Source organism: Methylomonas sp. HW2-6 (assembly GCF_052474525.1).
This window is the reverse complement of sequence record NZ_CP184124.1, coordinates 4,138,859-4,157,917: the sequence shown is the minus strand read 5'-3', so window position 1 is coordinate 4,157,917 and position 19,059 is coordinate 4,138,859. Positions and strand designations below refer to the sequence as shown.

The 19,059-nt window shown below is 58.5% G+C and carries 15 protein-coding genes; 6 read left to right on the top strand and 9 right to left on the bottom strand.

Annotated elements, in window-relative coordinates; translation table 11 throughout:
• Positions 1–137: 137 nt before the first annotated feature.
• The 4 genes from ACH518_RS19855 to ACH518_RS19840 all read left to right on the top strand — a co-directional run bounded on the left by ACH518_RS19855 (position 138) and on the right by ACH518_RS19840 (position 6,346).
• Positions 138–2,120, top strand: coding sequence for a TonB-dependent receptor plug domain-containing protein (locus tag ACH518_RS19855; protein ID WP_445371351.1), 1,983 nt, complete (start codon positions 138–140; stop codon positions 2,118–2,120).
• Positions 2,110–3,123, top strand: coding sequence for an ABC transporter substrate-binding protein (locus ACH518_RS19850; RefSeq protein ID WP_445371350.1), 1,014 nt, complete (start codon positions 2,110–2,112; stop codon positions 3,121–3,123). The genes ACH518_RS19855 and ACH518_RS19850 overlap by 11 nt, the downstream gene beginning before the upstream one ends.
• Positions 3,120–5,285 (top strand): putative bifunctional diguanylate cyclase/phosphodiesterase, encoded by a 2,166-nt coding sequence (locus tag ACH518_RS19845; RefSeq protein ID WP_445371349.1) that lies wholly within the window; start codon positions 3,120–3,122, stop codon positions 5,283–5,285. Before ACH518_RS19850 ends, ACH518_RS19845 begins: the two co-directional genes overlap by 4 nt.
• 101 nt (positions 5,286–5,386) lie before the next feature.
• Complete coding sequence (locus ACH518_RS19840) at positions 5,387–6,346, top strand: hypothetical protein (RefSeq protein ID WP_445371348.1); 960 nt, start codon at positions 5,387–5,389, stop codon at positions 6,344–6,346.
• Here the strand turns inward: ACH518_RS19840 and ACH518_RS19835 are convergent.
• Together ACH518_RS19835 and ACH518_RS19830 are read right to left on the bottom strand one after the other, a co-directional pair.
• Positions 6,334–6,963, bottom strand: a complete 630-nt coding sequence (locus ACH518_RS19835) for a pyridoxamine 5'-phosphate oxidase family protein (protein ID WP_445371347.1) — start codon at positions 6,961–6,963, stop codon at positions 6,334–6,336. The genes ACH518_RS19840 and ACH518_RS19835 overlap by 13 nt on opposite strands.
• A gap of 146 nt (positions 6,964–7,109) precedes the next feature.
• Positions 7,110–7,727: a glutathione S-transferase family protein gene (locus ACH518_RS19830; RefSeq protein ID WP_445371346.1), complete on the bottom strand. Its 618-nt coding sequence runs from the start codon at positions 7,725–7,727 to the stop codon at positions 7,110–7,112.
• Between the two features lie 195 nt (positions 7,728–7,922).
• On the opposite strand from ACH518_RS19830, the gene ACH518_RS19825 reads away from it, so the two are divergent.
• The gene (locus tag ACH518_RS19825) at positions 7,923–8,822 is read left to right on the top strand and encodes a LysR family transcriptional regulator (protein ID WP_445371345.1); all 900 of its coding nucleotides are present in this window, start codon (positions 7,923–7,925) and stop codon (positions 8,820–8,822) included.
• Positions 8,823–9,458: 636 nt separating this feature from the next.
• Here ACH518_RS19825 and ACH518_RS19820 read toward each other — a convergent pair.
• The 3 genes from ACH518_RS19820 to ACH518_RS19810 all read right to left on the bottom strand — a co-directional run bounded on the left by ACH518_RS19820 (position 9,459) and on the right by ACH518_RS19810 (position 13,126).
• The gene (locus tag ACH518_RS19820) at positions 9,459–10,379 is read right to left on the bottom strand and encodes an NAD(P)-dependent methylenetetrahydromethanopterin dehydrogenase (RefSeq protein ID WP_445371344.1); all 921 of its coding nucleotides are present in this window, start codon (positions 10,377–10,379) and stop codon (positions 9,459–9,461) included.
• A gap of 205 nt (positions 10,380–10,584) precedes the next feature.
• On the bottom strand, positions 10,585–11,136 hold the full coding sequence (locus tag ACH518_RS19815) for a hypothetical protein (protein ID WP_445371343.1): 552 nt from the start codon (positions 11,134–11,136) through the stop codon (positions 10,585–10,587).
• Between the two features lie 322 nt (positions 11,137–11,458).
• Positions 11,459–13,126, bottom strand: coding sequence for a methyl-accepting chemotaxis protein (locus tag ACH518_RS19810; protein WP_445371342.1), 1,668 nt, complete (start codon positions 13,124–13,126; stop codon positions 11,459–11,461).
• Between the two features lie 558 nt (positions 13,127–13,684).
• Here ACH518_RS19810 and ACH518_RS19805 point away from each other — a divergent pair.
• A complete protein-coding gene (locus ACH518_RS19805) occupies positions 13,685–14,512 on the top strand; it encodes a spondin domain-containing protein (protein WP_445371341.1) in 828 nt (275 codons plus the stop codon).
• A gap of 131 nt (positions 14,513–14,643) precedes the next feature.
• On the opposite strand, the gene ACH518_RS19800 is transcribed toward ACH518_RS19805, so the two are convergent.
• Genes ACH518_RS19800 through ACH518_RS19785 form a run of 4 tightly spaced genes read right to left on the bottom strand, consistent with a single transcriptional unit; the run spans position 14,644 to position 19,049 of the window.
• Positions 14,644–15,291, bottom strand: coding sequence for a methylamine utilization protein (locus ACH518_RS19800; protein WP_445371340.1), 648 nt, complete (start codon positions 15,289–15,291; stop codon positions 14,644–14,646).
• Positions 15,261–16,595 (bottom strand): hypothetical protein, encoded by a 1,335-nt coding sequence (locus tag ACH518_RS19795; protein ID WP_445371339.1) that lies wholly within the window; start codon positions 16,593–16,595, stop codon positions 15,261–15,263. The genes ACH518_RS19800 and ACH518_RS19795 overlap by 31 nt, the downstream gene beginning before the upstream one ends.
• Positions 16,573–18,330, bottom strand: coding sequence for a sensor histidine kinase (locus tag ACH518_RS19790; protein ID WP_445371338.1), 1,758 nt, complete (start codon positions 18,328–18,330; stop codon positions 16,573–16,575). Before ACH518_RS19790 ends, ACH518_RS19795 begins: the two co-directional genes overlap by 23 nt.
• Complete coding sequence (locus tag ACH518_RS19785; RefSeq protein ID WP_445371337.1) at positions 18,327–19,049, bottom strand: response regulator transcription factor; 723 nt, start codon at positions 19,047–19,049, stop codon at positions 18,327–18,329. Before ACH518_RS19785 ends, ACH518_RS19790 begins: the two co-directional genes overlap by 4 nt.
• Positions 19,050–19,059 lie beyond the last annotated feature (10 nt).

Below are 19,059 nucleotides of genomic sequence, written 5' to 3'. Positions count from 1 at the left end.
CATCGAGGAACGATGCCGGGAGGGGGGAACTATGGCAAAACGCAGAAACGATTTATCCATTTGGCATTCGTGTTCGATTGGCTAAGCTTATGCAGCTCTAATGCTTTGCGCTTAACTTAAATCGAATCCGAATCGCCATGCCTTGTTTGACCGGAAATTGCCGTGTTGCGTTACTCGTTTGCCTGTCGCTGAGCGCCCCCGCGCTCAGTGCCGAGGACGCCGCCGCAGCGGAAACCGAAGATGAACAGGCGGTATTGTTCGGCGAGTTACCCTCGGTATTCAGTGCTTCGCGCCACGAGCAGCCGATCACCAAAGCTCCCGCCGCAGTCGATGTCATCACTTCCGAACAGATCAAACATTATGGCTGGCGTACCGTTGCCGCCATGTTGGGCAGTCTGCCCGGCTTTTTAAGCACCTACGATCGCGCTTACCAACGCGTCGGCGTGCGCGGCTTTGCACCGCCGGGCGATTACAACACCCGCATCCTGGTGTTGATCGACGGCCATCGGGTCAACGAGAGCTTGCAGGACTATGCCGGCTTGGGCCGGGATTTTTTGGTAGACGTCGAAAACATCGAGCGGGTTGAAGTGGTGCGCGGACCGGCGTCGTCTCTGTACGGCAGCAGCGCGGTATTTGCGGTGGTCAACGTCATCACCCAGCGCGGCCGCGATCTGCAAGGCGTGCGGCTGGGCGGCGAAGTCGCCAGCTACGACAGCGAACAAGGCCAGGTCAGCTATGGGCAGAAGTTCGCCAACGGTATGGAAGGCCTGCTGTCGGCCAGTTATTACCATAGCGACGGTCACCATTCTTTGGACTACGGTAATTTGGGTTCTGCCAATGGGTTGGACCAAGAGCAAGTCGAACGCTTGTTCGGCAAGTTGGCTTGGGGCGACTTTACGTTGAGCGGCGGTTACATGCAGCGTAAAAAATACCTGCCGGCCGGCAGCGCCGGCGCCGATTTCGGCGTGCCGGATAGCCACTACGACGACCGCCGGGCCTATGCCGATTTGAATTACCGGCATACCTTCAGCGGCGATTGGGAGGTTACCGGCCGCTTGTTTTGGGACGGCTACGAATTCGAGGACGACTTGAACAGTCGCCCGGCCCCGCAACCACTGCTCACCAACCAGGATTCCTGGCAGGGTAATTGGTTGGGTGGCGAAGCGTTGTTGAGTCACACCTTTTTCGACAAACACCGCGTGACCTTGGGGAGCGAATACCGCCGCAATTACGTCCAGCACATGGCCAATTACGACGTGCAGAGCGGTTTTCAATGGGCGGACAATCGTTTGAACAGCAGCATTGCCGGCGTCTACCTGCAAGACGAGTGGGAGATCCTAGACAATTTGAGTTTGCACGCCGGTGCCCGTTACGACCATTACGACAACTTCGGCGGTACCGCCAACCCGCGTTTGGGCCTGATTTACCAGCCTTTCTCTGATACCACGCTCAAGCTGCTTTACGGCACTGCATTCCGTGCGCCGAACGCCTTCGAAACCTACTACACCTGTTGTTCCGGCAGTTGGATCGGCAATCCGGATTTGAAGCCGGAGCGAATAGAATCCTACGAAATTGTCCTGGAACAACGCATCAACGAGTATTTCAACCTTCGCTTCAGTCCTTACTACAACAAGCTGAGCAATCTGATCAATCAGGTCGATGCCGGCGGCGTCAGGCAATTCCGTAACCAGGGCAATGCCGAGGCGCACGGCCTGGAAACCCAGTTGCAGGGTCGTTACCGCAGCTTCGAAGGCCGCCTGAGTTATACCTACCAACAGACCCGGATTGCCGGGCTGGAACAGGCGCCCAATTCGCCGACGCACATGGTCAAGCTCAATGTCAGCGCGCCGTTGTGGCAGGATAAATTGTTTGCCAGCTGGGAGTTGCAATACGTCAGCCAGCGGGCCAATCCGGGCTATGTCCAGACCGGCGATTACACCGTTAGCAACTTGGTGCTGTTTTCGCGCAAGTGGCTGCCGGGGGTTGAATTGACCGGCGGCGTTTACAACCTGTTCGACGAAAATTACACCGATCCGCGGATTCCGCCCAATGCCAATCTACCCGATCAGATTCCTCAGGATGGACGCAATCTGCGTCTGAGGTTGGCCCTTGAATTTTAAATCCGCCGTAGCGTTACGGCCCCGGCTCGCTATCGGCGGATGGCAGTGGCTGCTGTTGCTGTGGTTGCGGGCCAAGCCACAATTGAGCCGCAGTTGCGCCCGGATCTGTTTGGGCGTCGCTGCCTTATGTCCCTTCGGTAAAACGCTCGCGACCGACATCCTGATATTGCAAAGCCACGATTCCGCACCGTATCGACAGACTGTGCAGGGTTTCAGCGATGCGTTGGCGCAACACGGGGTGCACGCCCACATCGAAACCCGAACCGTCGGCGACGAACCGGCTCCGGTGGTAGCCGAACGTCTGCGCGCGGAGACGCCGCACTTGCTGTTGGCTCTGGGTACCCCGGCCACGCGCGCTACCTTGGCCTCCGGCCAATCGGTGCCGATTGTGGCCGGCTTGTTACTGGATAGCGAAGAACTTCTCGGCCAACCGCGTTTGACCGGCGTCGGCCTGGAGTTTTCACCGGCGTTGCACTGGCGATGGTTGCGCCGGCTGTTGCCCGACGTTCGCCACATCGCGGTGATTTTCGATCCGCGGCGGGGGGAGTCGACATTTCATGATCTGCAGCAATTGGCCAAGGCCGACGGCGTGGAGTTGGTGCCGGCCCCGGCGGCAGCGCCGGAAGAACTGCCCCAGTTACTGAAACAATTGCCGGCCCAGCTCGACGCGTTGTGGGCGGTTGACGGTGTGGCGGCTTTCAACGCGGTGGCGGTGCGCGAATTGCTGTTGTACTCGTTCCGCAACCGCACGCCGTTGATAGGTTTGTCGGAACAATGGGTCAGGGCCGGGGCGATATACGCCTTGGATTGGGATTACGCCGATCTCGGCGCTCAGGCGGCCGATCTGGCCTGGCGCATCCTCGCCAATGGCGCCGCGCCGTCCAGTCTGCCGCCGCAGTCGCCGCGCAAAGTCAGGGTCATATACAACGGTCGTACCCTGGAGCACATGAAATTGAGCTTTCCGGAGCGGTGGCTGGGAGAAATCAGCGAGGTGTCGCCATGAGCCGGAGCTCGATCAAGATGGCGACCCGCTTCAATCTGCTGAACGTTGCGTTGGTGTTGGTGACTGCGCTCAGCGTCGGCTTTATTGCCACCTACACTCAATTGACCCGCCAGTTCGAAGCCCGCCAGCAGCATAGTCTGGCTTTGGCGATGATGCTGGCCGAGACCAGCGAATACGCGGTGTTCACCGGTCAGGGCAAATTGCTGGAACATCAACTCGAGCGGCTGCGCAAGGTGCCTGGCTTGGCCTATGCGGTGATTGTCGATGCCCAGGGCCGCGAATTGGCGCGGATGTCGGTCGACGCCCAATACGATTCCCGGCCGCTGCCGCAGTCGGGTAAAGGTCCGGAGAGTTTCTGGGATTGGTGGCAGGCTTCGCACCGCCACGGTTTGCTGGAGATTGTGCGGCCGATCACCAGCGGCGGCTTTCAGAACGAAGACGCGCTGTTTCTGCAAACGCCCAGCAGCACGGTGATCGGCGAAGTGCGGCTGGTAATGAATCTGGACGATTTCGTCGCGGTGGTGCGCCATGCCGTGCGTTGGGGCTTGCTGGTGGTCGCGGTGATTTTACTGATCGGCTTGGCGGTGTCGTTGACCATGACCGCCCGGATTGCGTCGCCGTTGAAGCGGTTGGCCGATGCCGCCCATCAATTGACAGACGGCCGCATGCAGCCGGTGGAACTGGACAGCGGCGGCCCGGAAGTGCGCGAGTTGGGGCGGGCCTTCAATCTAATGGTGTCGTGGTTGGCCGATTACCGCACCGAAGTGCAAAGTTATCAGAGCATGCTGGAACGCCAGGCTTTTTACGACGAGCTGACCGGGCTGGCCAACCGGAATTTGTTGAAGGACCACTTGCAACTGGCGTTAAGCCAGAGCCATCGTCGGCGCAGCTCCATGGCCCTACTGTTCCTGGATCTGGATCGCTTCAAATACGTCAACGATACACTGGGCCACTCCTTCGGCGACCAATTGTTGCAGGAAGTGTCGGATAGGCTGCGGCATGCGGTCAGAGCCGGCGATACGGTCGGGCGCATGGGCGGCGACGAATTTGTGGTCATTCTCGACGGTTTGAGCCGCGAATTGGCCGATGCCCGCCGCGATGCCGCGCGCCTGGCCGAGCAGATCGGCCACACCTTGCACAAGCCGTTTACGATTCGCGGCCACGACATCAGTACCAGCTTCAGTATCGGCATCGCCTTATGCCCGCACGACGGCGACGACAGCGAAGCCTTGATTCGCTATGCCGACTGCGCCATGTACGACGCCAAAACCCAGGGCCGCAATACCTACCGCTTTTACGAGCCGGCCTTGCAACAACGCGGCGCGCGGCGCTTGAATCTGGAAAGCGGCCTAAAACGCGCTCGCGAGCTGGGCGAACTGATGCTGTATTTTCAACCCAAATACGATAGTGCCCGCGGCCGCCTGATCGGCGCCGAAGCCTTGCTGCGTTGGCAGTACAAACACGAGTTGATCTCGCCGACCGAGTTTATTCCGCTGGCGGAAGAAACCGGTCTGATTCTGCCTATCGGCGAATGGGTACTCGAGACCGCTTTGAATACGCTGGCGGAGTGGCGGCGGCTGAACTTGGTCGACGCCGAATTCCATATCGGCGTCAACGTGTCTCCCGCCCAATTCTGGCATTCGCAGTTTGCCCCACGCACCTTGGCAATCTTGCAGCGCTGCCTGCCCGAAGGCCAGGGCGTGTTGGAATTGGAATTGACCGAAAGCTGCCTGCTCAGGCCTTCCGAGGAAAGCCAGCGGACCTTTAATGCTCTGCGTCAGGCCGGGGTGCGGTTTGCCGTCGACGACTTCGGCACCGGCTATTCCAATCTCGGCTATTTGAAACAGTTCCCGCTCGACGTGTTGAAGATCGACCAATCCTTCGTCCGCGACTGTATCGAAGATATCAGCGATGCCACCATTATCCGCGCCATCATCGCCATGGCCCGCGGTTTGGGGCTGGCCGTCATTGCCGAAGGTGTCGAGACCGCCGAGCATGCCGAGTTTCTGAAAAGCGAGGGCTGCGAATTGCTGCAAGGTTACCTGCTGGCCAAGCCGATGCCGGCCGACCAATTCGCCGAATTTTGCCGGCAATTGGCTTTTCATCCCTACTTGGGTAACGCCGCGGCAAGCCATTCCGCCGACGCCAAATTGCCGCGTTAGCCGATTCGATGCGACAACACTGTTGGCTTGCAAATAATTCGAGCGCGCTCCGCAACCATATTAGATACTGAACAACATTGATCCTATTGCCGGAGGCCGCCATGTCCGATTGCCGCTTAGCCAAATCTGCCCGCCGTACCGTGATCGCTTGCGGGTGGTTACTGGTATCCGTTGCGGCCGGCCATGCCGCCGACTGCGGCATGGCGCAAGCCTTCAAACAGCCGGACGGCAATGCCAAAACCGGTTTCACCCGGGTCTGGTCGGATCGCGAGGCCAAGGCGCTGTTTTTCTTCGAAGCCTTGAACGTCAATACCGACGGCACTCGTCGCTCGTACAGCGTCGACGATTTTTGGGGTGAGGAAACAGCCTTGAACAACCTGTGCAACGCCATGAGCGACGCCTGCGCCGGACTGAGTAAGGACGGGCTGCGCAGCCGGCGGTTGCTCACCCAAAAAGCCTTTGCAAACGGATGGCCGGCCGAGCTATTGGCTCAAACCAAAATCGCGCCGGCGATCATTCCGTTCAAGGGCGGGAAACCCTGTCCGCCGGTGGACGGGTTTTTGGTGTCCGCCACCGCCTTGCACAAACCCAATGTGGCCGACGTCTGCGACATCGGCAACTATGCCGATGCCTTGGTCACGCCAGCGCTGGTGCTGCCGAAAAATCCCGCTAAGAACACCTTATCGGAATTTGCCAAACGCCATGCCAAGGTCGGCGATTTGGCCGTGGCGCTGGTGCCGGGCAGTTCCGCACCGGTATTTGCCGTGGTCGGCGATACCGGGCCGGCGAAGGAATTGGGCGAAGGCTCGGTTGCCTTGAACGGCAAATTGCTCGGCAAAAGCGCGGCGCCGGCCAACTACCAAGAGGTGCGCGGCAAGGGCGCATTCAAAGGCAAGGCCTGGATAGTACCGCAAGCGATGGTGCTGATCTTCCCGGCCAGCGGCGACAGCGCCGAGCCCTACCTGACGCCGGAACGCATTGACGCGGCGGCGCAAAAACTGTTCGAAGATTGGGGCGGCGTGGCACGGCTCAATGCCTGCGCCGCCGATTACGGCAGGTAGCGGCGTTCGACCGCTTGCAGAGCGTCGCGCAGCCGACGGTTTTCCGCTTGCAAGCGTTCGATTTCCGCTTGTAGGCTGGCCAGGCGCGGTTGAATCTGCGCTTCGGTAAAGCGCGACGTGATGTGTTTCGGACAATTCCAGTCGTAAGCCTTTACGTCGATCACGATAGCCCGCTCGACGCCAGCTTCGGCGGGCAGCGCCGCCGGCCAGTCCGTCGCGTCGAGTTCGACGATGCGGGCCACGCCCCAAATTTTCAGCCGGCGCCGCGCGGCGTAGTCCATCAGGATCAAAGCTACCCGGCCGTCTGCGTCCAGATTGCCGACGCTGATGTATTGGCGGTTGCCGCGCTGGTCGGCGTAAGCCAGCGTGCGCGAGTCCAACACTTTCAAGAAGCCGGCGCTGCCCCCGCGAAACTGCACGTAGGGCCAGCCGGTTTCGCCTACGCTGGCTTGGTAAAAGCCGTCGCGCTCGGCGACGAAGGCTTGCTCGGTCTCGCCCAGCTCGGCGCGGGGATCGGCGGCGGTTTCGAAACCGAGATTGCCCTCCCGGCTGCCGTAGCGGCGCTGTGCGGCGCGCACCGAATCGGTAAAACAAAGGTCGGCAAAGGCTCTGGACATGGCGGTTTACCTCGATTACGGAATGGTGAAAATTGTTCTGTACCCGTCATTCCCGCGAAAGCGGGAATCCAAGGTCACGGACGGCAGGTCTCGAGCCGTCCGCGGCGCTGGTTTTCGGCCTACTCAGTTGGCATGACTAAACCCCATCAAGCCGCCGCGCTCGGCCGTTGCCCGACCCGCTCCCGCCAACCGAGCAGATGTTTGCAGGTATCCGGAACGCCAATTTGCATAAAGTCGATCAACTTCAGCCCGGCAAACAGCGTGATGTCCGGCATCGTCAAATGCTCGCCCAACAGGTAGTGTTGGCCGCGCAGTAAGCCGTCGAAATAATGCATGCCCTTGATCGCCACCTGGCGTTGGTACTCGCCCCATTCCTTGATCTGAATCGGCTCCAATTTGCCCAGACCGGCGGTGGCGTGGTGAAAGTAATCGCTGATCGCATCCAGCACCAAGGCCTCGGCGCGGCGTTGCAACATGTGGATTTGTGCACGCTGTTTGGGGGTTTCGCCGGTCAAAACCGGCGTGCCGGCGCTATGGTCCAGATACTCGGTAATCGCGGTACACTCGGCAATCGCGGTGTCGTCGTCCAGCACCAGCACCGGTACTTTGCCGACCGGATTGAGTTGTAAAAACTCCGGTAGCTTGTGTTCGCCGTTCGGCTCATTCACCTGCACAAACTCGATGCGGTCAGTCAAACCTTTTTCGGCGGCGGCCATCCGAGCGCGCAGCGGATTCGGGAAAGCGCGGAATTCGTAAATTTTCATAAAAACCTCGGTAATGTTCGGATTGATGGATCGGTATTGCGGCCGGCTTTTGCCAACCGTGAGAACAGTGTATTGATTGCTCCTGATAAACAGAATATGGATAAATTACAATTGACTATTCCGAGGTTCGGAATAAAACTGGCGCGTGGCGACCGTTAAAGCGGCGATAGCTCAACGCACTCCAGGAGGCAAAATATGGACAAACTGCAAGCAATGACGGTGTTCGTCACGGTCGCCGAAGCGCAAAGCTTCGCCGGCGCCGCGCGGCGGCTGGCGATGTCGCCGCCGGCGGTGACGCGGGCAATTACCGCATTGGAAGAACGCTTGAAGGTCAAACTGTTGCAACGCACCACCCGGCTGGTGCGGGTTACCGACGCCGGCCAGCGCTATCTGGAAGATGCCAAGCGGATACTGGCCGACGTGGACGCAGCCGACGAAGCCGCCGCCGGCATCAACGCCGAGCCGGCCGGCCAGTTGGCCGTCACCGCGCCGGCGCAGTTCGGCAAGCTGTACGTGATGCCCGGCATCGTTGACTACCTGCAACGCTATCCGGCCATGCAGGTCACGGCCTTATTCGTCGACCGGGTGGTAAATCTATTGGAAGAAGGCATGGACGTAGGCATCCGCATCGGCGAATTGCCGGACTCCAGCTTGCGGGCGGTGCGTGTCGGCCAAGTGCGGCCGGTGGTATGCGCGGCACCGGATTATCTGCAACGCCACGGCGCGCCGAACGACCCCAGCGAACTGGCCAAACACACCCTGATCGCCGCCGGCGGCCTCGGCGCCGGCCCGGACTGGCGCTTCGGCAGCGGCGCCGACGCGCACAGCGTACGCATCCAACCCCGATTAGTCACATCCACGATAGACGCCGCGATCGAAGCCGCCGTGCAAGGCCTGGGCCTGACCCGCCTCCTGTCCTACCAAATCGCCCCCTACCTGGCCAGCGGCCAGTTGCAAACCGTGTTAAACCGCCACGAACCGCCGCCGATCCCGATCCACGTCCTGCACCGCGAAGGCCGCTACGCCTCGGCCAAGGTTAGAAGTTTCGTCGATTTGATTGCCGAGCGTTTGAAACGGGAGGCGAGGTGGTTGTGAGGCGGTTAAGTGCGGCTTTGGAGGCGCCACCGTCTGTAACAACTGCGCTGGCCATTGATGAAATTGGCCGTGGATTTGGCTCAAAATACACGCTAACTTTTTGCTAGGCGCTTATTGGTTTCAGTCAAATCAGTTTGTTCGAGATTGCGATTAAACAAAAAATCGGCAAATTGCCGACTTTACCACCGAGTTAGACGCGATTTATCTGCAATCGTTATGCGCCGGTTTTCGGTTCTTGTCCATCCAAAACGCTCATTTTTTGGCGATCACAAAATTCCGCTATGCAAGCAGCATCGCGATCCGTTTGATCGGTTGCTGTTGGCAAGTGCTTGCCAGGAAAATTTGATTTTGTTGTCCGCGGACAATCATTTCGCCCTTTACGAACAGTGGGTTCAGGTGTTTTGGTCGCAGTGATGGACGATCTGCGTTCTCGGGTTATTTTCCTGTGCGATAGGATGACTCCGTCAGGCACATCGTTCGCGACCGTTGCGCCTCGCCGCTGGCTCGGCGCAACCTATGTGGGGTGCGGGCTTTATTGCGTTGCATAAGTTGCTAATGCTAGAGCTGACCCCGGTCTTTCGCGAACGGCGAACCTCTGCCGGTCAGGGTAAGCCGCCAAATAATTTAACTGACGATTTAAATCGATTTTTCCGGCTTGGCCGCTTGCTGTTTTAATACCGATAACGCAAATTCATACGCTTCTGGGAAATCGATTAAGGCCGCGGTACTGTTTTTCTGGATTTGCTCATACAAGCCAAACTGGGTTTTATATTTCAAATTACCGATAGCCATCGGGCCTATGCTCAAAAAACGGGTGCCGGATACCTCCGCAACGACACCAAGGTCGTTAAGCCCTATGCCGGCCACTCCGCTAGGTGGCACCGCATTGGTATCCGCTGCCAGGATCAGGTTCTTGGCATGCGCCAAGGAGTTCTCCAAAATGCGCACCCCGGCTCTTACTGCACTAACAATGATTTCGGCTTCCCGGACCACGATGTCTTTTTCGTCGTTAGTCTGTGCGGATACCCACTCGACTTCAGCGTTGTAGCGTTCGCAAAAGCGTTGCGCCGATCTTTCGTCGTCGTCGGCAACCAGTTGGCACAGTTTTACCTTTGCGCCCTGTTGCGTAGCCAAAATAGCTGTGCAAAGACCAACCGGCCCCGTACCGAATACGGCCACTTTCTTTCCCGACAAGCCTTGGCCGGTTTTGTCGTTCAGAACCTGTTCGATCAAAGCGACAATACTTGCGGACGTGGTATACGCGCCATTCGGATCGGCGAATACGCCAACCTTGAAAGGTCCGACCATGGCATTTTTGGCATTCTGAAACATGTCGGTCGCCATATGCACATCGCGTCCGCCGATGAATATGCCGGTGTCGTTAAAGCGGTTGGGTGGGCGACAAAAAATTGCGTCTTGAACCATTGCCGATACTTGCTTAGGTTCGACTTTGGTAAACGGCACCACCATATCGAAGCCGGCATCAGCAGCAATGGTGACATCGAATGGGCTGATGTTTTCGCTAGGCGTTAAAAAATACAGAATTCTTTTGGTCATGGTCGATTGGTCCGGGTTAATTTTAAAGGTGGTTTTAATATAGTTGATACCGGACTATTTACTGCGGACGCTTGAAAAACTTGTGCTTCGGAGCGCGTAAGCTCGGTGGGCACGGTTTTGTGCCCACCCTACGGCTGCTGCAGAAGTTGCTCGAATGCTACACCTGACCCCGGTCTTTCCCTGTCCATGTTCTCGGTTTGAGCTGTTACAGGCTCCTGACGAGAGAATAAGTGAAATTTGTGGCGAAGTAATTATCCGCTGTATAAAGGTTTTTGATCTCGCCTTCCAACACGTCTTTGTTGGTTGGAAACGTCACGTTTCCTTGTCCCTGGTAGAAGCCAAAGTTTGGTTCCAGAAACACAATATCAGAGCCGGTGCCGGTAATAACAATCGCTTCGTGATTGTTCTTGGTCGCGTCGGGTGGAGCAGCGTTAGTCGCTTTGTCGAACCATAGGCCGATCCGGTAAAGCGAATTGGTCTTCAATGGTGTGTTCAGCGACGGGTAAAATGACTGCGGAGTGCCGTGCTGCTTGCCTCGCTTTTGAGCAAGACTTTTAGCTTTACTCGCCTTAATAATTGTGGCGGGCGTGACATTTTCTGCGGCTTCGACCGCATCTTTAAGAGAACTTACACCCGGTTTGGCCCAGATTTTCTCTTCGACATATTCGCAGATGTAATAGCAAATCCCTGGCGCCGAATAGCCGAATTCGCCGAGAAATTTAGCTTGGTTGAGTTCTTTCAATAAGGTGATTGGCATTTGCAACGCTCCATAACTTGGTTAATTGATCGCTTAACTGCGGCCCGTGATGGAGGTCAATCCGATGGAATGTTTTATTCACCGCCGGCCGCCGTTGCAGTTATTGGTTGAGCCGTTTTCGCTGAGCTCGCGAACATTCCCGGCAATTGCGATGCCAACTTATTGGGGGTGGTAACTCTATGAATTAAAACAGTTAAATTTATCTTTGAAGGGGAAGGGACTTATACCAATATCAAATTGAGACGGCATATCGTAGATCTACGATATGTCGCAACTTGGTGCGCGGACAGCGGGGGCAGCTCTTGCAATCATATTTCTGTAGTCAAAACATCACTATATCGGTTTCATCTTCCGCATTTTTTCCGCTTCCGGACAACTTGAAATAACTGACGTCGTGTTGAAAGGCTGAGGATACAACGCTCAAATCGTCGCTGGCCTGGGCCAACACATCTGCGGCCTGGGCGTTCGCTTCGGCCATCGACGTTATTTTGTTGGTCCGGCTCGAAATATCGTGAGCATTGGTGCGCTGCTCACCCAGCGAATGTGTCATTTTGGTGACTCTGTCGATAGCATCAGCCGCGGCCAGGCGAATCCGATCTATAGAACTCAGGGTTTCTACCGCCAAAGACCTGGAGTTTTCCACTTGATTTTGATTGTCGGTGATGGCTTCGGCAATGGCATGGGATGCCCTCAGAACTTCATCGACATGCGTGCCTATCAGGGTTGTGGCCTGCGTCGTACGCTCAGCGAGTTTCCGAACTTCGTCCGCGACAACCGCAAAACCTCGCCCCGCTTGTCCTGCTCTGGCGGCTTCGATAGCAGCATTCAAGGCTAAAAGATTCGTTTGGCCGGCGACGTCGCTAATTAAGGTGGCAATCCCGGTAATTTCCTTGATCCTGCTATTTAACTCTCGCGCCTTTTCGGCTGCCAAGCTTGCCGACTGTGCGCCTTGCACGACTCCATTCACCATTTCCTTTATGACGATACTACTGTCATCCGCAACTCGGCCCGAGCTAGCAACGATTTCTGTGGCCCGAGTGGCCTCGTCCGCAAGAGAGCTAATATTTAGCGAAAGTTGGCGCACATTGTCCGCGATATCGCTCGCTAAGTTGGATTGTTCCTGACTATTACTGGCCAAGGAATGTGCGTTAAGGTTGAGGTTGTTTGCCGCCTTGGCCATGATCACAGATTGCCCTTTAAGCACACTAACGACATCGATCCAGCGCTTACGCATGGACTCCATGCACGCCAGAATGCTGGATTTGTCGTTGGATTTAACCGGTAAGCTTATCGACAGATCGCCCTGTTGCATCTGCATCGCCAATCCGGCTCCTACGGCCGGTTCTGCGCCAATGTCGCTCAGTATGCGCCGATAAACAAAAGATCCAATTCCCACGATCAGCAGGATAACGATAGCCGTCAACACCAATGTAAAAAAAATCACCCCGTTGATGCTTTGGTCCAGTTCGTTAAGCGCTTTTTTTTGCCGAGCGTTGACGGCTTTCACCAAATTATTGATTTGCACCTGGGTTGTATCAGCTTTCGCATCGAATCCATCCGTTGCTTTCATCAGTATATTGCCCTCGTCACGGCTGATTTTGTAAGCCGCGACCATTCTTATACCGGTGTCATACAAGCTTTTGACTTCGTCGACTAAGTTAGATATTTCAGTGTGAAGGCTGGCATCGAGGTGGTCCATTTGCTCCAGGAATGCAAGCGCGTTATGGTAACTTTCGGTGCCGTCTTGGACGCCATCATCGAGTGCCGTCGCCGATGAATCGGTCAGATATTGTTGAATCTGAACCACCTGATGTTTTGTCGCCGCCAAGTCGTCCACGAGAACGTCGGTTACGTTATGCTCATAATCGCTGTGCTGCTTGACTTTGGAGATTAAAAACAGCACTTCCCCCGCTGAAATGCAGGTAAGTAAGACGACCGAGGATAGAAAATACCAAAGTAAGGCGCGCAAGCTAAATTTTCGGGATGCCATAATTTCACTAGCTGATGGTTAATCGGATTGAAGTTATCGCTCGGCAAACTTCATAGTCCTGTAGGGCAGTCGGAACAAAGGTGTCTATTTAAATAGTTGATATATAGATAATTTTTCTCAATTGTTGTTGTTTAACCTTATTCCAAAGTCGTTTTGCGGCATTTGAACACGTCCAGATTAACGAGGGGAAGATTGAGATTCGCAAGCGCTCACACTTTCGCGATTTGGTTAATGCTTTGGATAATTTGGATTTTGTAATTTTAGATCAATACCAGCGATCGTACTTTTCAGGGACAAAACGACGTTATCCCTCACCGACATCTCGGTCTAGCCTAGCTCGCCAGAGAATGGTTTGTACCTGGTATCTACCGGGCCTTCAGTCCGAAGGCGGATCAGTCTACTGTCGGTCGAACCGACATGATCCAGGGTTACATTCTGAGTCGGACCCGATTACCAGTTCTACATCTCACGCCGATATGACCGCCCGGTGAGGATTTCGTGATGTTTCCGTTTGCACAATGGCCGCGCCATTTGGCATTCACATTAAGGAGAATCACGATGCAAAAAAACCATGCTTTCGCGCTGTCGGCGCTGTTGTTGGCGGCCGGCGCGGCGCCGTTGAGTTCGGCCCAGGCGGCGCAAGTCACCTTGAGTTTCAGCAATTTGTCGGGCGCCAACGGACCGGCCTTGAGTCCGTTCTTCATTGCCTTGCACGACGGCTCGTTCGACGCCTTCGATGTCGGCACCAGCGCTTCTTCGGCCATCGAAGCGATCGCCGAATTGGGCAACGGCGGCGGCTTGTCGTCGGCGTTCGCGGCCAGCGGCGCGGCAGCGGCCGGCGGCACCAGCGCTACGCTGACCGCGTCGGTCAACGCCTTCGGCCCCGGCATTTTCTTGCCCGGCGCCAGCGGCAGCGTTACCTTGAATCTGGACCCGGTAAAGAACCGCTACCTGAGCTATTTTTCGATGGTAGTGCCGTCCAACGACCGTTTCGTCGGCAACGACTCGCCGACCGAAATCGAATTGTTCGACGCCCAAGGCCATTTCACCGGCGGCACTTTCGTCGAGAACGGCAGCAGCATTTGGGATGCCGGCACCGAACTTGACGGCACCAACGGCGCGGCCTTCCTGGTCGGTTCCAATGCCTTGGACAGCCCGGCGCAAAACGGCACGATTCAAGCCAACCACGACTTCGCGGTTTACGCCGGCTTAGGAACACCGGCCGGTTACAACTTTACCGACCTGCCCGGCGCCAACACGCCGCTGCTGCAAATCAGCGCGGTGTCGCAAGTGCCGGTACCGGCAGCGGCCTGGTTGTTCGGCAGCGCCTTACCGTTGCTGGGTTGGCTACGCCGCCGTTCGCCGGTTTCGGCTTTGCCGGCTTGAGGCTAGCGGATCGCACTACAACAAGCTAGGCCTGCAGTGGCGTTGGCGGTCGGAAAATTCAATTCCCCTCGTTTTCCGTCGTCAGCCATGCGGGCTGGATTTGGCGTGCAAATCGGCATTTGCGCGCCGCTTCAAAACCCATCGCCATAACCTTGATCTTGCAAACTGGCCGGCGGCTTGCCGGTCTGGAAGCGGGCTTTCAGTTCCAAGCTGACAGACAATTCTCCGGCCGGGACGGTCACGACCTGATTGGCCGGCTGCTCGGCGGCGTCCGGGTGCCAGAAAGTCAATCGGTAACGACCGTTCGGCAGGTCTAAACGCCAGTGGCCGTCGGCATCGGCAACCGCCAGATAATCGGCGTCGCTGACGTAAACGTAACCCAGCATCCAATCGTGGATGTTGCAGCCCAGCGCGACGATGCCGGGTTGACCGAATATCACCGGCTCGCGCGGCACACCGCTATAGAGTTTGATCTCGAAGCGCTTGGCTGGCGAAAACGAATAGACGTGGTGCTTGATGGCATCGCTGTTCGGAAAATACACCGGCGTGCCGCTACGCACCGCCAACACGTGGGGGATGAATTCGCGGCTTTTCTGGTCCAGTGCCATTGCTGCCGGCGGCGGCGCGGCCTTGACCCGGCCGGCTTCGTCCAGCGCTTGCGCCGCCACCACCAGATTGGCTAGCGGCAGGCCGCCGGCTTCGGCTGCGCCCGTCAATTCCGCGGCCGGCGCGACCGTGGCCCACGCCGTTAAAAAAACAGCCGGTAGCCGACTTGCCACAGCGTCTCCTCCTGATATGCCGCTTCGCCGCGTTCCAACCGGGCCGGCCGCGCGCTGAAAATACGGCTGAATTCGAGGTTGAATTGATGGCGCTGAGCGAAGGTCAGGTTGTAATTGACGGTCCAGGCCTGGCCGCGTTCGCCGTTGCGGTCTTGCGGCAGGTAGTCGCGTTCGTCGCTGCCGAAGCGCTCGTAGCGCACGCTGAAGCGGCCGTCGCCCAATGGCCGGCTCAGCAGCCAGCTTGCCGACCAAAAGCCGACATCGACCGCGCGCAAGTCGTCGATCAAGTCGCCCATGCTGGTGCGTCCGCGCATCCCTTGACTGATCAGCGTGATTTCCCATGGCAATTCGGCCTTGGCGCCCAGGCTCCAGAAACGGGTGTGCCAGCCGTATTGGCCGGCCGACAGCGCGGCCGGGTCGGCCTTGTTGTCGTAATACAGTGCGCGCAAGGTGTAGCGCTGCGGCCGTTCGGCGGCGATGCCGGCGTAAAAGCCGGGCCGGCCGTCCACTTCGACGAAGATTTGGCTGGCGTTCGCCTGCTTCGGGAACAAAGCCGGAATGCCGATGCCGTCCGGCAGGCGCAGGCGGCCGGTCAGGGTCGATTCGAAGTCGTGCAGGCTCCAGCCGCGCCAGGCCAGCATCAGGCCGGCGGTGTCGTTGTTGGCCAGACCGGCGCCGAACACGCCCAGTCTGTCGCCAGCCTCGGTTTGGTAATCCAGGCGCAGTTCGCCGCCGAAGGCGCGTAATTCCTGGCCGACCCAGGCGTTGATGGTCGAAGAACTCAAGGTGTAAGGGCTGCTCCAGGCAGTGCCGGTGTTCTCCAGCGAAATCGGCGGAAAAAACATGCCCAGCCGACCGGCCAAACGCCAGCCGGCGGCACCGACCGGCCGGTAGGCCAGATAGGCTTCGGTCAAATCCAGCGGCGCCGATTGGCGATCGGCGTATTTGACGGTGGCGTTGACCATCCAGTCCCAATCCAATCGCACCTGCAAGGTGGCGGCGGCTTCGTTAACCCGCCAGCGGTCGCGCTCGCCGCCGGCCCGCAACTTGCCCAGGCCGTGTTCCAGCTCGCCGGGCGCGGCGTCGCTGTGCTGGTAGCGCAGGTCCAGCAGGCCGTGCCAGGTCAATTCCGGAAATTGGCCGTCGTCGGCTTGGCAGATTGGCAAGCCGGCAACAGCGAGTAAGGTCAAAGACAGCTTCAGCCGCGATGAAACACCGGCTTCCCATTTGGGACGGAGTGACAAAACCTTGGAAAGCAAGATCACGTAAAGCTTTGCCGATTTATGGGTTACTGCTGACGTCACGTGCCATATCCGCCAGCGGCAAATCGAAGCGAAATTCGCTGCCGACGCCGAGCGTACTGTCCACGTCCAAGCGGCTGCCGTGCAATTGGGCGATCTTGCCGACCACGATCAAACCGAAGCCGCCGCCGTCGGCGCGGGCGCGCCGGGCCAGCGGCGAGTCCCAGTCGCACAAGGTCGGCAAATATTCCGGGGAAATACCGATACCGGTATCGGCAACCGAGACAGCGACGCGGCCGTCCGCCGGCCAGGCGTCCAGCCTTACCGTACCGCCGGTTGGCGTATGGCGCAGCGCGTTGTCGATCAGATTGGTCAGCAGGCGTTCAATCAGGCCGATGTCGGCGACCACCACCGGTAGCGCCGGGCGCAATTCGGCCCGTAAGGTCAGGCCGCGCTGCTCGGCCTGCAAGCGGTATTTTTGGGCGACGTCTTGCAGCAATTCGGCCAGATTGAACGGCTCCGGATTCAGGCTGGCGTCGTCGCATTCCAGCTTGGCCAGTTCGAACAATTCCTGCGCCAGCCGGCTGACTTTTTCGGTCTGGCGCAACGCAGTGTCCAGAAAATGCTGCTGCTCGTTGGCCGGCAAGGTATCGGCCTTGCGCTGCATCGTTTCCAGAAAGCCGCGCAACGCGGCCAGCGGTGTGCGCAAATCATGCGACATGGTCGCCACCAGCTCGCGCCGTTCCTGGTCTTTCTGGCGCAATTCGCCCAATTGGCCGGCCAGTTGCGCGGCGCGCACGAAGGTGTCGGCCAGCCGGCCCAGTTCGTCGCTCCGGCCGGTGAGTGCGGAAGCGGCGAAATCGCCGTTGACTACCCGGTCGCCGGCCCCGGCCAAGGCCCGCAGCGGCCGCGACAGATTGCGGGCGATCACGACGCTGCCGGCCAGCGTCGCCAACAGGCCGAGCAATAACACGCCGGCCGCCAGCAACAGCATTCGGCGATAACCGGCGAATGCGTCGGTGAACTTGATTTGCAGTAAGGCAACGATGCCTTGCGCCGGATCGGCGGCCGGCAAGGGCAGGATGCGGCCGAGATAACGGCCCTGAGCGGTATCGACCGTGGCCGCCAGCGTCCGGTCGGCGCCGCTGTTCAGTAAAGCCAGGGCCGCGTCCGGCGCGGAGCCGGCCAACAAGCGGCCGCCGTCGGTATTCAGTTCGGCCAAGCCGATTTGCAGCGGCAATAGCGAATTCTGCCGAAACTGGGCGATGCGCGGCTCGTCGACCGCCTGCGCCACCGCGACCCAACCTACCGGCAGCGGCGCCAGCACCGGCACCAATGCCCATTCTTGTAAGCGGCCGTCCGTGACGCCGAACCACACCGCCGGGTTGTTGCCGTCGGCACGCGCCAAGGCTTGCGGATAGGGAAACGGCCGGCCCTGCCATTGGCCGGCGCTGTCGGCGACGACGTTGAATTGCGGATCGATGAAAAATCCGCGCCGGGCACGGACGCGCAGCAGCAGGTTTTCCAGTGCCGAGGCGATCGTGGCCGGATCGCCGCCGGTCACGGTACTGCGAAAGCCGAAATCGGCGACCAGCAAGCCGGTCTCGCCGGCCACCCGTTCGGCGCGCTCGACCAGCAACTGGCGGAAAGCTTGTTCGGCGTAGCGCAAATCCTGATCAAGCTGGCGTAGCAGATTGTCCCGCACCGCGACGTAAATGCAGGCCACCGTCAAGGCTTGCACCGCGACGAACAGAGCGGCAAACAGCAAAGCGATGCGGCTTTGGAAGCTGAGCGTCATGCGCCGACGTCGTCAGGACCGGCGAATTTGTAGCCGACGCCCCATACCGTCAGGATTCGCGCCGGTTTGGCCGGATCGGTCTCGATTTTGGCGCGCAGCCGGTTGATGTGGGAATTGACGGTATGTTCGTAGCCGTCGTGGCTGTAGCCCCAGACCTGATTCAGCAGTTCCAGCCGGGTGAACATCCGGCCGGGATGGCGAGCGAAAAAATGCAGCAAGTCGAATTCGCGGGCGGTCAGCGCCAGCGGTTGGCCGTCCAATACCACCGTGCGGCTTTGCGCATCGATCCGCAAGCCATGAGCGAAAATGACGGTGTCGGTTTGCTCGGTGGCCGGCCGGCTCAAGGCTTCGACTCGGCGCAACAGCGCGCGAACTCGGGCGACCACCTCGGCCAAGGCGAACGGCTTGACGATGTAGTCGTCGGCGCCCATTTCCAGGCCAACCACGCGCTGCACGTCGCTGGATTTGGAACTGACGATGATGATTGGGGTATACACCGGCCCGGCCCGCACCCGCCGGCAAATTTCCAGGCCGTCGACGCCGGGCAGCATCACGTCCAATAACAACAAGTCGTAAGGCTTGCCGGCGATTGCCGTCAGCGCCGCGTCGCCGTCGGCCGCCAAGTCCACATCGTAGCCTTCTTCGCGCAGATTGGCGGCCAGCAGCCCGGCGATGTCGGGATCGTCTTCAACCAGTAACAGGTGTTTGGTGGGCGGCATCGGCGGTGGC